General features: G+C 65.0%; 11 protein-coding genes and 1 pseudogene. 7 read left to right on the top strand and 5 right to left on the bottom strand.

What is annotated here, in order from left to right:
• Positions 1–64 precede the first annotated feature (64 nt).
• Complete coding sequence (locus AB4068_RS03455; protein WP_307055248.1) at positions 65–1,474, top strand: DUF4032 domain-containing protein; 1,410 nt, start codon at positions 65–67, stop codon at positions 1,472–1,474.
• Positions 1,475–1,483: 9 nt separating this feature from the next.
• Here AB4068_RS03455 and AB4068_RS03450 read toward each other — a convergent pair whose 3' ends face one another.
• The gene (locus AB4068_RS03450) at positions 1,484–2,155 is read right to left on the bottom strand and encodes a GntR family transcriptional regulator (RefSeq protein ID WP_284988877.1); all 672 of its coding nucleotides are present in this window, start codon (positions 2,153–2,155) and stop codon (positions 1,484–1,486) included.
• A gap of 173 nt (positions 2,156–2,328) precedes the next feature.
• On the opposite strand from AB4068_RS03450, the gene AB4068_RS03445 reads away from it, so the two are divergent.
• From AB4068_RS03445 to AB4068_RS03420, 6 genes are all read left to right on the top strand, one after another.
• Positions 2,329–3,372, top strand: a complete 1,044-nt coding sequence (locus AB4068_RS03445; protein WP_441432676.1) for an ABC transporter permease — start codon at positions 2,329–2,331, stop codon at positions 3,370–3,372.
• A gap of 42 nt (positions 3,373–3,414) precedes the next feature.
• Entirely contained in the window at positions 3,415–5,139 is a 1,725-nt protein-coding gene (locus tag AB4068_RS03440; RefSeq protein WP_441432675.1) for an ABC transporter substrate-binding protein, read from the top strand.
• 99 nt (positions 5,140–5,238) lie between these two features.
• On the top strand, positions 5,239–6,240 hold the full coding sequence (locus tag AB4068_RS03435) for an ABC transporter permease (RefSeq protein ID WP_441432674.1): 1,002 nt from the start codon (positions 5,239–5,241) through the stop codon (positions 6,238–6,240).
• Positions 6,237–7,325: an ABC transporter ATP-binding protein gene (locus AB4068_RS03430; RefSeq protein WP_441432673.1), complete on the top strand. Its 1,089-nt coding sequence runs from the start codon at positions 6,237–6,239 to the stop codon at positions 7,323–7,325. Before AB4068_RS03435 ends, AB4068_RS03430 begins: the two co-directional genes overlap by 4 nt.
• A gap of 8 nt (positions 7,326–7,333) precedes the next feature.
• Positions 7,334–8,356 carry an ABC transporter ATP-binding protein gene (locus AB4068_RS03425; protein WP_441432672.1) on the top strand — a complete coding sequence of 341 codons (1,023 nt, stop codon included), beginning with the start codon at positions 7,334–7,336 and terminating at the stop codon, positions 8,354–8,356.
• Positions 8,357–8,380: 24 nt separating this feature from the next.
• On the top strand, positions 8,381–9,610 hold the full coding sequence (locus tag AB4068_RS03420; protein WP_441432671.1) for an amidohydrolase family protein: 1,230 nt from the start codon (positions 8,381–8,383) through the stop codon (positions 9,608–9,610).
• A gap of 71 nt (positions 9,611–9,681) precedes the next feature.
• On the opposite strand, the gene AB4068_RS03415 is transcribed toward AB4068_RS03420, so the two are convergent.
• The 4 genes and pseudogenes from AB4068_RS03415 to AB4068_RS03400 all read right to left on the bottom strand — a co-directional run bounded on the left by AB4068_RS03415 (position 9,682) and on the right by AB4068_RS03400 (position 13,539).
• The gene (locus AB4068_RS03415; protein ID WP_441432670.1) at positions 9,682–10,998 is read right to left on the bottom strand and encodes an MFS transporter; all 1,317 of its coding nucleotides are present in this window, start codon (positions 10,996–10,998) and stop codon (positions 9,682–9,684) included.
• A 134-nt stretch (positions 10,999–11,132) separates the two neighbouring features.
• A complete protein-coding gene (locus AB4068_RS03410) occupies positions 11,133–12,551 on the bottom strand; it encodes an FAD-binding oxidoreductase (protein ID WP_441432778.1) in 1,419 nt (472 codons plus the stop codon).
• A 54-nt stretch (positions 12,552–12,605) separates the two neighbouring features.
• Positions 12,606–12,971: pseudogene (locus AB4068_RS03405) on the bottom strand (GNAT family N-acetyltransferase); the annotation flags it as partial.
• 73 nt (positions 12,972–13,044) lie between these two features.
• The gene (locus AB4068_RS03400; RefSeq protein ID WP_441432669.1) at positions 13,045–13,539 is read right to left on the bottom strand and encodes a hypothetical protein; all 495 of its coding nucleotides are present in this window, start codon (positions 13,537–13,539) and stop codon (positions 13,045–13,047) included.
• Positions 13,540–13,758 lie beyond the last annotated feature (219 nt).

Below are 13,758 nucleotides of genomic sequence, written 5' to 3'. Positions count from 1 at the left end.
GCCCTTCCGAGTGGACGGGCCGCCGTCGTCGTTAACAACAGCCTCCATACGGAAGAATTGACCCATGACCGAGCAAAGCGGTGCCAAGTGGCATGACGAACCCACCGACTACGCGCAGATCGGCAAACTCCCGCGCACCGAGGCTGCGAGCGCCAATGACGCGGCACCGCCGGCAAGTGTCATCGGATCCCTCAACATCACCGCAGCGGCGGCGGATCCCGAGCTCCTGGACCTCCCCTGGCACATCGCACTCGAAGACTGGCCCGCGGCGAACCTGGCCGCCCTGCCCCGCGGCATCTCCCGGCACATCGTGCGTTTTGCGCACCTGGCCGGCTCCGTCATCGCCATCAAGGAAACGTCTGAGCACGTTGCCCGGCACGAATACCACATGCTCCGCAAGCTGGCACGGATGGATGTGCCTTGCGTCGAGCCGGTCGCGGTCATCACCGGCCGCACCACCGTTGACGGCAAGCCACTGAACCCGGTGCTGGTCACCCGGCACCTCAAGTTCTCCATGCCGTACCGTGCGCTCTTCTCACAGATGCTGCGCCGGGACACCCTGACACGGCTTATCGACGCCCAAGCGCTGCTGCTGGTGCGCCTGCACCTGATCGGCTTTTATTGGGGCGACGTTTCCCTCTCCAACACCTTGTTCCGACGCGACGCCGGGGCGTTCGCCGCGTACTTGGTGGACGCCGAGACCGGCGAGCTGTACCCGGATCTGTCGGTGGGCCAGCGCGAGTACGATCTGGAGATTGCCCGCGTCAACATCGCCGGGGAACTCATGGACTTGCTCGAAGGCGGGCTGATCGAGGAGAAGGTGGACCCGGTAGCGACGTCGGAGCTCATCATGGACTCGTACCGGCGGCTATGGGCCGAACTCACCGAAAAGGAATCGTTCGAGCTCGGCGAACGCTGGCGCGTGGGCGCGCGCATCCGCCGCCTCAACGAACTCGGCTTCGACGTCGAGGAATACGCCATCAAGACCACCGCGGACGGATCCACCATCCAGCTTCAGCCCAAGGTGGTCGACGCCGGCCACCACCAACGGCGGCTGCTCCGCCTCACCGGCCTGGACGCCCAGGAGAACCAGGCCCGGCGGTTGCTCAATGACATGGATTCATTCCGGGCAGACAACAACCCGGACATGGACGAAGAAATCAGTGCCCACACCTGGGTCAGCCAGATCTTCGAGCCGATCGTCCGTTCCATCCCGCGCGACCTCGCAGGCAAGCTTGAGCCGGCAGAAGTGGTCCACGAAGTCCTCGAACACCGCTGGTACATGAGCCAGAAGCAGGACAGCCACATCCCCTTGGCGGAAGCCGTGCAGTCTTATCTGGACACCATCCTGCGCCACCGGCGTGACGAGGCTGCCATCATGCTCAATCCGGACACGGCGATGCTCAAGATCCTGGAAGCCGAAACCGAGGAATCCCGGTACGACGAGGACGAATACCCGGATTCCGACGACTAACGCAGGGGTTTAGGGCTCCAGCGTCTCCGCGAGTCCCTTGAGCACGGGTTCACGCCCGAGCTCGATATGGGAGTACGCCAGGGTGTAGGCGAGCTCGGCCTTGCCGCCGAGGATGGCGTTGCACAGTTCCATGTGCTCATCGCGCTGGAGTTCGTTGCTGCGGTTGTGGGCGAGCCCGAAGATCCAGCGCATGCGCCCGAACAACGGCTTGACCGACTCGATGAGCAGCCGGTTGCCGGACAGCCGCACGATTTCGGCGTGGAACGCCGCACTGAGGCGCACGACGTCGTCGGTCCGGTCGTCGTCGATCGCTTGCCTCGTGTCGTCGAGGAGTTCCTGCAAACGGCCTCCCGGTTCGCCCGCGGCGACCCGGATGGCCGCCATGCGGGCGGCGAACGTTTCCAGGCACAACCGCACGTCGAAGAGTTCATTGACGTCGGTGAGCGTCAATTGCCGCACCACGGCGCCCCGGCGGGGGAAGGTTTCCACGAAGCCATCCTGCTCGAGGCGTTGGATGGCCTCCCGCACGGGGATTCGTGAAACGTTGTAGAGCTCGGAGAGCTCCCGTTCACGCAGCCGCGCGCCCTGTTCGTATCTCCCCGCCACGATTCCCTCAAGGACCAGCTGGTAGACCTGTTCGGCCCGGGCTTCGTCGTCGCGGCCAGTCAGCGTTTCGGGCATCGGCGTCGGCCACCCTTCCCTTCCCCGTCGTCTTACGTTCCACCCGAGCATACACGGGAGGAAACAGAGCTGTTTGGTATTCCAGATAGTGCAATATTTGTGATTTACATCCCATCGAACCTGCTCTAGTCTATTTTTGGTATACAAAAAGTCCGGAGCCTACTCCTTGGATCATGAATCGAGCACCCCCGTTGACCCAGCTACAGTCCACCGCCGAAGCTACGGCTGAGAGTCCATCCCCCAGCACGTCCCCAAGCAGACCCACTGCCGAGGCGCGGTCGCTCCTGGCGACGGCCTGGCTGCGGATCCGCCGGAGCAAGATTGCCCTGTTGAGCCTCTGCGTGGTGGCGGCCATCATGTTGTTCGCCATCCTCGGCCCGCTGCTCAGTGCCATGTCCGGCAACGATCCCTTCACGTCCAACACCAGCCCCGATGTCCTTGACGACATCCAGACTCCCGGTTTGCCGCTCTCCGGATACATGTACCCTTCGGCCGGCCACTGGCTGGGCGTGGAACCCGGACTGGGCCGTGACCTGTTTTCCCGCCTCGCCTATGGGGGCCAGGTTTCCCTCACCATTGCCCTGCTGTCCACTGCGGTCTCGGTGGTCCTGGGAACCGTGATCGGTGCAGCCGCGGGCTACTTCGGCGGCAAAACGGACGCCATCATCAGCCGGATCATGGATCTCTTCCTCGCTTTTCCGCACCTCCTGCTGGTCCTTTCACTGACCCCCATCCTGCAGTCACGGCTGCGGGACACCGCGCTGGGCCAGGGCAGCTTCCTGCCCATGGCTTCGCTCGTCATCATCCTGGGCTTCTTCGGCTGGGCATACCTCGCCCGTATTGTCCGCGGCCAAGTACTGAGCCTCCGCGAGCGCGAGTTCGTCGAGGCCGCGCGGTCCTTCGGCGCCTCGCACCTGAGCGTGTTGTTCCGGCAGATCATTCCCAACGTCATGGGAGTCGTACTGGTCTACGCCACCATGCTCATCCCCACGAACATCTCTGCAGAAGCGGCGCTGTCCTTCCTCGGCGTCGGCGTCAAGGACCCCACGCCGTCGTGGGGCCAGATGCTCAACGCCGCCCAATCCGGCAACTGGTACCTCAGCGACCCCTGGTTCCTGGCAGTCCCCGGCGCCATGCTCATCGTCACGGTCCTGGCGTTCAACCTGCTCGGCGACGCCGTGCGGGATGCCCTGGACCCCAAGGCATCCCGCCACTAATCCCCCTTCAAATCCGTTCCACCCACCCAAATGAGGAGCACAATGAATACCCCCACCAGAGCGCTGGCCCTTGCCGTGCTGATCGCCACCGCCGCCACAGGCTGCGCGGCGGGACAGAACCAGCCCGGAACTGCCGCCTCCGGCGCTTCCAGCACCGAGCAGGCTCCCGAAGTGGTCAAGTCCGGTTTCACCACCAAGGGCGGCAACATCAACGTCCTGATGTCCTCGGACTTCCAAACCCTGGACCCGGGCAACAGCAACTACGTCCAGACGGCCAACGTCGGCCAGCTGTACTACAGGAACCTCACCATGGCGAAGGAGACGGCCGGACAGCCGCCCACCATCGTTCCGGACCTCGCCACGGACACGGGCCAGGTGTCCAAAGACGGACTCACCTGGACATTCACCCTCCAGAAAGGCGTCAAGTTCGAAGACGGCCGCCCCATCACCTCCACCGACGTCAAGTACGGCATCGAACGCACCTTCGCCCAGGACGTCTACACCCAGGCCCCGCAGGAGCTCAACGCGGCGCTCGACGCCGGCGGCTACAAGGGGCCGTACAAGGATCCTTCCGCGGACCTCAAGGCCGTGGAAACTCCGGACGAGCGCACCATCGTCTTCCACTTGAAGAAGCCATTCGCCGAATTCCCGGCGCTGGCCTCCCGTTCCAACACTTCGCCTGTCCCGAAGGACAAGGACACCAAGCTGGACTACACCAACCACCCGGTGTCTACAGGCCCGTACATGGTTGATTCGTACAGTCGCGGAAAGTCGCTCAAACTGGTCCGCAACCCGAACTGGGATCCGTCCACCGACCCCAACCGCACGGCACTTCCGGACACCTTCAGCTTCTCGCTCTCCACTTCGCAGGCCACCATCAGCCAGCAGCTCCTGGCCAACTCCGATCCCAATGCCCTCACGTTGGACTCCAACGGTGCACTGCAGACCTCGGATTCCGCCAAGCTCGCTGATGCCCAAGTCAAGGACCGCGTTGCATCGGGACTGCTCGGCTGCAACGACGTCCTCAGCCTCAACACCGAGAAGATCTCCGATCCCGATGTCCGCAAGGCAATCGCCCTGGCCCTGGACCGTCAGTCCATCCTGGTCCAGTACGGCGGACGCCGCTTCGGCGAACTCACCCAGACCCCGCTCAACGCCAAGATGCGCGGCTACGTAGCCCAGGACCTGGAGATCGACCCCACCGGCAAGCCCAAGCTGGAGGAAGCCAAGAAGCTCCTCGAAGGCAAGAACTACCCCAAGACCCTCACCTACGGGTACGCCAACAACCGCGACGCCTACAAGAACACCGGCACCGTGATCCAGCAAAACCTCAAGGCCCTGGGCATCGACGTCCAACTGGTGCCGATCCCGGCCCCGAACTACTACTCCGTCCTGGCCAGTGACCAGCTGCCGGACATTGCGCGCTCGGGCTGGTGCGGCGGCGCCGACCCTGCGTCGGTGCGTACGTCCGCCGATCCCATCCTCGGACCGAACAACGACGGCACCAGCTACGGCTTCTCCAACACGTCGCGCTACTTCGATCCGCAGATTTCGAAGGCCATGTTCGAGCTCCGGAACACTTCCGGGACCTCGGAGGAACTCGGCAAGAAATGGTCTGAGGAGTTCGGCAAGGCCCTGAAGACCTACCCGATCATCCCGCTCGTCCGCAGCCACACCAACAGCGTGGTTGGCTCCAATATCCGTAACGCCCAAGTGGGCTACTTCTTCGGCGGCATCGACCTCTCGATCGTCGGCGTCGAGCACTAACCAGGCCAAATACACAACCGGGCCTGTTTACACCAATCAGGCCAGCCCAGAAGGGAGGCGGGCCGTCCGGCGACTACCGGACGGCCCGCAACCAGCACAATGATCAGATTCATCTTTCGCCGGACAGGCTCCCTGATCCTGCTTCTCGTCGCCGTCAGCTTCATCACCTTCACGCTGTTCCAGCTGGGTCCTGCCGATCCTGCGTCCGCCGCTTGCGGCCAGGAGTGCACTCCCGAACGCATCGCGGAAGCCCGCGTGGCCCTTGGCATGGACCACCCTTTCCTGGTCCAGTACATCGACTACATGCGCGGTCTGGTCTCGCCGCGGATGATCGGTGCTCCCGGAGCGGAATCGATCTGCCAGTGGCCATGCCTCGGCAAATCGTTCCAAACCAACGAAAACGTCTCGGACATCATCGCCCGCTCCTTGCCCTACACGCTCTCCATGGCGGTCGGCGCGCTGGTGCTCTGGACCGTTTCCGGCGTCGGGCTCGGTTTGCTCGCCGCCCTTCGCAAGGGATCCGCCACGGACAAGTTCATCGTCGGCGCAGCGTCCGTTGGAGTCTCGCTGCCCATCCCCGTCACCGGCCTGTTCCTGTTGCTGGTTTTCGTCAACCAGCTGCATCTCCTGCCCTTCACGACGAACGAGATCAACAGCCCCTTCGGTCCGCATGGTCCGGGGGCCTGGGTGCTCAACTACTTCCTGCCGTGGGTCGCCCTCGCGGTGCTTTTCAGCGCGGCGTATATCCGGGTCACCCGGACCAACATGATCGAAACCTTCAGCGAGGACTTCATCCGCACGGCCCGTGCCAAGGGCCTGGCGCCCCGAACAGTGACGTTCAAACACGGTGTCCGGGCCGGGATCACTCCGGTGGTGACCATGCTTGGCATGGACATCGGGCTTCTCCTCGGCGGCGCGGTCCTCACCGAGCAGATCTTCTCCGTCCCGGGACTCGGTATCACGGCCGTCCGGGCTGCCATTTCCGGCGACCTCCCCGTCACCATGGCCATCACCATGCTGGCTGCCTTCTTCGTCATCGTCGCGAATGTCGTCGTCGACCTCGCCTACGCTGCCATCGATCCCCGAGTGAGGCTCCAATGACCCAGCTCCAGCCCAGTCCGGCCGGACAACCGGCCACGCGAACCGCGCATCAGGCCGCGCGAACCGGCCATCAGGCCGCGGAAGCCGCCGCGTTCCTCGACGTCCGGAACCTTTCGGTGAAGTTCCCCACCGACGACGGCCTTGTCTCGGCAGTCAACGGGATGGATTTCTCCTTGGAGCGCGGGCAGACCCTCGGCATCGTCGGGGAGTCAGGGTCCGGCAAGTCGGTCACCAGCCAGGCGCTCATGGGGCTCCTCAAGGGGACCTCAGCCCGGGTCACCGGCCAGGCGTTGTTCCAAGGCAAGGACCTTGTCACACTGCCCGAGTCCGGCATGCGGCAGCTTCGCGGCCGGAACATCGGCATGATCTTCCAGGATCCTCTCTCGGCCCTGCATCCCTTCTACACCGTGGGCCATCAGATCGCCGAGGCCTACCTCGTCCACAACAAGGCAAGCAAGAAGCAGGCCCGCGCGGCCGCCGTCGACATGCTCGGAAGGGTAGGCATTCCGAGCCCCGAGCAGCGCTACGACGAATACCCGCACCATTTCTCGGGAGGTATGCGCCAGCGCGCCATGATTGCCATGGCACTGATCTGCGAACCGGAACTGCTCATCGCGGACGAACCCACCACCGCGCTGGACGTCACCGTGCAGGCACAGATCCTGGACCTCATGTCCGAGCTCCAGCAGGAAACCAACTCGGCCCTGATCCTGATCACCCACGATCTTGGCGTGGTGGCCGAAGTGTGCGATTCCGTGCTGGTCATGTACGGCGGGCAATGCGTCGAATCGGGACCGGTGGACGAGATCTTCTACGACACGCGGCACCCCTACACCCTGGGCCTGCTCAAATCGATGCCCACGCTGAGCAGTAGCTCGGGCAGGCTCAACCCCATTCCGGGCCAGCCGCCGTCGCTCCTTGACCTCCCGAAAGGCTGCCTTTTCAGCGCCAGGTGTGAGTACGCGGCCCTTGCCGGCGACGGCGTATGCGCGAGCCAGCGCCCGGAGCTCGTGGTCGAAGACGGCCACGGAAAGCGCTGCCACTTGAGCGGCCCCCAGATCGTCACTATTCGGAATACGCGTTAGGACCCGCCATGGACACGCAGGCAATTCTCCAGGTGGAGAGCCTCCAGAAGCATTTCCCCATCAAAGGCGGTCTGTTCTCCCCCAAGGGATCCAAGACCGTCAAAGCCGTCAACGGCGTCTCCTTCAGCCTCGCGCGCGGCCAGACGTTGGGACTCGTGGGTGAGTCCGGCTGCGGCAAGTCCACCACCGGGCGCATGATCGCGCGGCTCATGGATCCCACCGGCGGGAGGATCCTGATCGACGGCGTGGACATCAGCCAGTTGGCCGGCCGCGATCTGTACAACTTCCGCCGCAAGGTCCAAATGATCTTCCAGGACCCCTTCGCCTCGCTCAATCCACGGCAAACCGTGGGGACGGCCATCGCCGCACCGATGCTGGCACAAAAGATCAACCCGGCCGGCGGCCTCAAGAACCGGGTGAAGGAACTCCTCGAGCAGGTGGGCCTCAAACCGGAGCACTACAACCGTTTCCCGCACGAGTTCTCCGGCGGCCAGCGCCAACGGGTGGGCATCGCGCGCGCCATCTCGCTGAACCCCTCGGTGATCGTCTGCGACGAACCCGTATCCGCCCTCGATGTCTCGGTGCAGGCGCAGGTGGTCAACTTGCTCCAGGAGATCCAGCGGGACACCGGAGTGGCATACATCTTCATCGCGCACGATCTTTCCGTGGTCCGCCATATCTCGCATGAGGTGGCGGTGATGTACCTCGGCAAAATCGTGGAGCAAGGAAGCCGGGAGGACTTGTTCCGGGAGCCCCGGCATCCCTATACGCGAGCTCTCCTGTCCGCCGTGCCCCTGCCGGATCCCAGGGCAGCCCGCCAGCAGCAAAAGATCCGGCTCCGGGGAGATCTCCCGTCGCCGGCAAACCCACCCAGCGGCTGCGTCTTCCGCACCCGGTGTCCGTTGTTCGGCACCTTGGGAGCGGAACAGCAGCAACGGTGCATCAGCGAAATCCCCCGACCCGCCAGCGCGACTGCCCCGGCCTGCCACCACGCAGGTCTGGAATCCGCAGCCCTCGCTGGTGTGCAATAGATCCAACATCAAAGGAGCAATACATTGAACACCCTGATTCGTGCCGTCCGTCCTTGGGGACAAGCATTGAGCGACGTCCTCGTCACGGACGGCAAGATCACCGGCGTCGAACCCCATGACCCTGCACGCGCTGCGGCGACTGGCGACACCACCGTCGTCGAGGGCCGCGGCCGTCTTCTCGTGCCGTCGTTCTCGGACGTCCATGTGCACCTGGACTCGACCCGCATCGGACTGCCGTTCCGCGAACACACCGGCGGCCCCGGCGTCTGGACCATGATGATGAACGACCGGCAGAACTGGCGCAACGCCGAGGTTCCGCTGCAGGAACGGGTCAACAACACCCTCGGCCGGATGATCGCCCGCGGCACCACGCGTGTGCGCTCCTATGCCCAGATCGACGTCGACTGCCGGCTTGAGCGTTTCGACGCCGTGATGGCCGCCAAGGAGCAGTTCAAAGGGCAGGCCGACGTCGACATCATCGCGTTCCCGCAGGCCGGCCTCCTCCTTGAGGACGGCACCGTACCCCTCATGGACCAGGCACTCAAGTCCGGCGCGAATGTCATGGGCGGCATCGACCCGTGCAGCCTGGACCGCGACCCGGCCCGGCATCTGGACATCGTCTTCGGACTGGCCGAAAAGTACCAGGTCCCCATTGATATCCACCTCCACGAGCCCGGCGAACTCGGCGTCTTCAGCACGGACCTCGTGATCGAGCGCACCCGCGCCCTGGGGATGCAGGGCAAGGTCACCATGTCCCACGCGTACCAGCTGGGCAGCGTCTCCGAGGCCACCACGCGCCGCCTCATCGACGAATTCGCCGAGCTGGACATCTCCATGGCGTCGGTGGCGCCGGGCTCCGCCGGTGTGGCCGCCCAGCTGCCCATCCCGCTGCTCGCCGAAGCCGGCGTACGCATGGGCCTGGGCGAGGACGGCCAGCGCGACTACTGGTCCCCCTATGGCAACACGGACATGCTCGACCGCACCTGGCAGCTCGCTTTCACCCACGGCTTCCGCAAGGACGAACTCATCGAGCACTGCCTTGCTATCGCCACGGTCGGTGGCGCAAGCGTCCTCGACCCGTCCGCCACTCGCCTGAAGGGCACGGCACACCGCCCGGGCGTCGAGGTCGGCGATCCTGCCGAACTCCTGCTGCTCGACGGAGAAACGGTCGCCTCCGCGGTCATGGACCGCGGAACCGACCGCACGGTGATCCACCGCGGCAAGGTCGTGGCGGATCAGCTCGAGCTGGTCTAAGCCCGCACAAATCCAAGCCGCACAAAAATGTGGCCGGTCCCTCGTGCGAGGGACCGGCGACTTTTTTGGTTTTAGCGCCCGACGGCGGCGGGCTCGCCACGATGTTCCGTCTCGACGGCTTCCACCGACACCGCCGGCCCGCGCACCGCGAGGAAACCGGCCACCGCGAGAAGCACCGCTTCCGCGGCCAGGGCCCAGAAGGGAACGTCCCAGCCGCCGGACCACTCATGGAGGAATCCCGCCCCCAACGGCCCCAGGGACGCCAACGCGAAGCCCAAGCCCTGGCTCATGGCGGACAGGCTGCCGGCGCTCTGTGGTCCGGTTGAGCGGATGACAACCAACGCCATTCCCAGCCCGAAGCCGGCACTCTGGACGATCCCCAACACGCCGACCATGAGGAACTGCAAAGCCACGGGCGCGGTCAAGACCCCTATCAAAGCCGCGGCGACGAGCAATCCCAGGCCTGGAGCCATGACCTTCAGAACCGCGCGACGCCCCGCGAGGACGGGAGCCAGCAGGCTCGCGGGCAGCCCTGCGACACTGAACCATGCCAAGAGACCTGCTGCGTCGGCCACGGTCTGCCCCTTCGACACCAGGAACACCGCGAGCCACGAGGTGATCGCGAAATACAGCATGGCTTGCAGCCCGAAGAACGCGGTCACGGCCCAGGCCGTCCGCTGCTTCCGCAACGGAATGGTGCCGGTTTCCCCCGTTGCGCCACCCGCCGTCGTCGTCTTCTGCAAACCAGCGCCCGACGCCGGTCCGCCGGTTTCGGTCTCGCCGGTCCCGTCGGGGCGCCCGGCCGGTTGACCGGTGCGGTGGATCAACGCGGCCCCTAGCAAGGCGGGGACGGCCCAGACGGCCAGCGCCCAGGCGAGGCTTCCCCCGAGCGCTTGCTGCAGCGGCTGGACGAGCCCCGCGCCGAGCGCCGCGCCCAGCCCGAAGCCCATGGTGCACAGCCCCGTCCACCAGCCGGTACCGCGGTTTGCCTTGACGATCTGCGGCACGAGCACGCTGGCGGTCATGATGGATGCCCCTGCCAGGAACGTTCCGGGCAGCAACAGTCCGGGCACGAATACGCGGAGGATCAGCGCCGCGGCAAGCACCAGGAGCGCCGCTGCCACAGCCCTTCCGCTGCCCAGGCGACGGGCCAGCCACGGACCGCAAGGGGCCGAGACGCCGAAGGCAAGTACAGGCAAGGCGCCAAGCAGCGGCAGCAGATGCGCGTCGAGTCCAAAGCCTGCCTGCAGCTGACCCATGGTGCCGGCGATCGTCGTAATGGCCGGACGGAGGTTGATGGAGACAAGTGCCAGTGCAACGAGTATCCAGGCAGTCCGTCGAGCGGCGTACGCGGAAGTACCGCGGCGCGGCGGCTGTGCTTGTTCCATTGGTTGCCTCCCTGGAATCTTAATTTGGTATACCAAATAAGATTAGGGGCATTGCATGGCAAAGTAAACTGCCGCTAAAGGGGCAGCTGAGTGTGACGCTGGACCCTGACGATTAGATTTGGAATACCAGAGCTTTAGATAGCCTTGCCGGGATTGAAGATTCCGGCCGGGTCGAAAAGTTCTTTGATGCGATGCTGCAACTCCCGGATGAGCTCAGGCTGCTCAAGTCCGAGCCAACGCAGCTTGTACTGCCCCACCCCGTGCTCGCCGGTGATGGTCCCGCCCATCGCCAGCGCGGCGTCAATCGAGTCGTCCAGGGCCTGGTTGAGGCGGGACATGGCATCGGCGTCCACTTCCCTGTCCACGCGGTCCACCCAGAAGGTGGGGTGCAGGTTGCCATCGCCGGCATGGGCCACCACCTTGAGCTGGACCTCGTGGGTAACGGCCATGGCCTCGAGCGCGGCCACGTAGTCGACAAGCCGCGACCTCGGAACAGCGACGTCCTCGCCAACCCGGAATTCGTTGTCCACTTCGTCGCCTCGACTCGAGCGCCTCATCTCGATGAGGCGCTCCGCTTCGGCATTGGACTCCGCCGTCACCGCGGCGCCGCCGGCGGCGAGCACTTCCCGTACCAAAGCTGCTTCCGCTGCCGCTCCAAAGCCGTCAGTCTGGATCAACAGCAGCGCCTGTCCGCGTTCTCCGAGGTCCGAGCCGTACAGGTCGTMGAGCTGGGCCAGCGTTCCGGCGTCGAGCATTTCCATGATGGCCGGCTGGACGCGGGCCCTTCCGACCGCCAGGACACCCGCTGCGGCACCGCGGAAGTCCGAATAGAAGGCGGCAACTGTCTGTACCTCGCGCGGCAGGTAGCGCAGGCGCACCGTCACACCCACCACGATCCCCAGGGTGCCCTCGGAGCCCACAAACAGCGCTGTGAGATCGTACCCGGCCACACCCTTGAAGGTCTGGTGACCTGTGTGGATAAGCGAGCCATCGGCCAGGACGACGTCGAGCGCCAGCACCGAGTCCCTCGTCACGCCGTACTTGGCGCAACGCAAGCCGCCTGCGTTCGTGGCCACATTGCCGCCGATCGTGGACATTTTGTAGCTCGCCGGGTCCGGCGCGTACATCAGGCCGTGTTCGGACGCGGCGGCATTCAGGTCAGCGTTCACCACGCCAGGTTCGACGACGGCGGTCTCATCGTCCGCGTTGAGCTGCAGGATGCGGTTCATGCGTTCCAAGCTGAGGACGATGCACCCCTGGCTGGCGTGGGCGCCGCCGGAAACCCCGGTGCCGGCGCCGCGGGCCACGATCGGAACTCCGTGCCGGGCGCAACTGCGCACCACATACTGCACGTCTTCGACGGATTCGGCGAACACCACAGCCAAGGGCAGCTGCAAGTCGAGGACGGGTCCCAGGTCTGCGGCATAGGTGGTGCGTGTCTGTTCGTCGACGGCGACTTGCCCCGGAGCGAGGGCGGCCCCTAGATCATCGATGAACGCGCCCGGGCTTTCGCTTTGCTGGGTCGGCCCTGCGGGTGGAAGCCGGCGGGCCATGACGATCTCCAACCTGGCTTTGTCCTGCGGATACGGCCGGCTGGCACCGGTGTATTCAAATCCGTGCCGCTCGTAGAACGCCTTCGCTCGGGCGTTGTCCTCGTGGACGCCCAGTTCGATCACGCCTGCTCCGAGCTCGGCGCCTGCTATGGCGCAAGCCTCATCAAGCAACTGGTCGGCCAGGCCCAGGCCACGGTGTTCGGGTGCGACGTAGACGCTGATCAGCATGGCTTGTAGAGCCCGGGAAGGATCCTGCGGCTGCTTGATGACCACGCGCATAAGTCCGCTGATCGGGCTACCGTCCGTGCCGTCGTCCGCTATCAGGGTGATACTCGAGTCGCCCGACATCGTGGCTGCTCGCTCTTGCCATTGACTGTCAGTCTGGCGCCGGGCGGCCGCGAGGCTCTCCACGTAGGCCATCGGGGTGTCCGACAGCATCTCCAACCGGACGTCGCGAAGCAATTCCCAGTCAGTCGCTTGGAGGCGACGGATTCTATTCACTTGCGCCGCCCATGAACCGGACATAGCGCTCAAGAACTACAGGCCAGTCAGCCGCGTAGTCTGCACGGGTCTGCGCGGGGTGTTCGGCGCCTTCCCAGCCGTCGTGGACCAGACGAACCTCCGTTCCTCCGTCAACGGCGCGGAAGGCCAAACGAAGTTCGGTGGACCACATCGCGGTACTGCCTGGATACCAGCTCGCATGGAAGGACAACGGCGGCTGCCAGTCGTCGATGGTCCCCCATATCGAGGTTCGGCCGTCGTCGGCCGTCTCCAGGATCAAATTCTCCTCGAACTCAACGTGCGAGCCCGCCCCGTAGACGCTGTGGTCCTCCATCGGCCACCAGAGATGCGGGTGGTCGGTGAAGCCCATGAAAGCATGCGCCACAGGCGAAGGCACGACGACGGTGCACACCACGGGGTCCAGCTCACCGGATTGCTCCGGCTGGGGTTCGGAGTCCGGCGCGAGGTGACTAAAGAGGCTCTCCATGTGCACCAACTTTACCGCCCAGCGGCCCCCCCGATTCCGGATCCAGCGCGCTCGCCCCTGACGCCGGCTCACATATRSCGGCTCCCGGCAGGACGCCCGCTCACATATACCGGCTCCCGGCAGGACGCCCGCTCACATATACCGGCTCCCGGCAGGACGCCCGCTCACATATACCGGCTCCCGGCAGGACGCCCGCTCACATATACCGGCTCCCGGCTC

Source organism: Arthrobacter sp. 2RAF22 (assembly GCF_052115325.1).
Lineage (GTDB): Bacteria > Actinomycetota > Actinomycetes > Actinomycetales > Micrococcaceae > Arthrobacter.
This window is presented reverse-complemented; position numbering and strand designations above follow the sequence as displayed.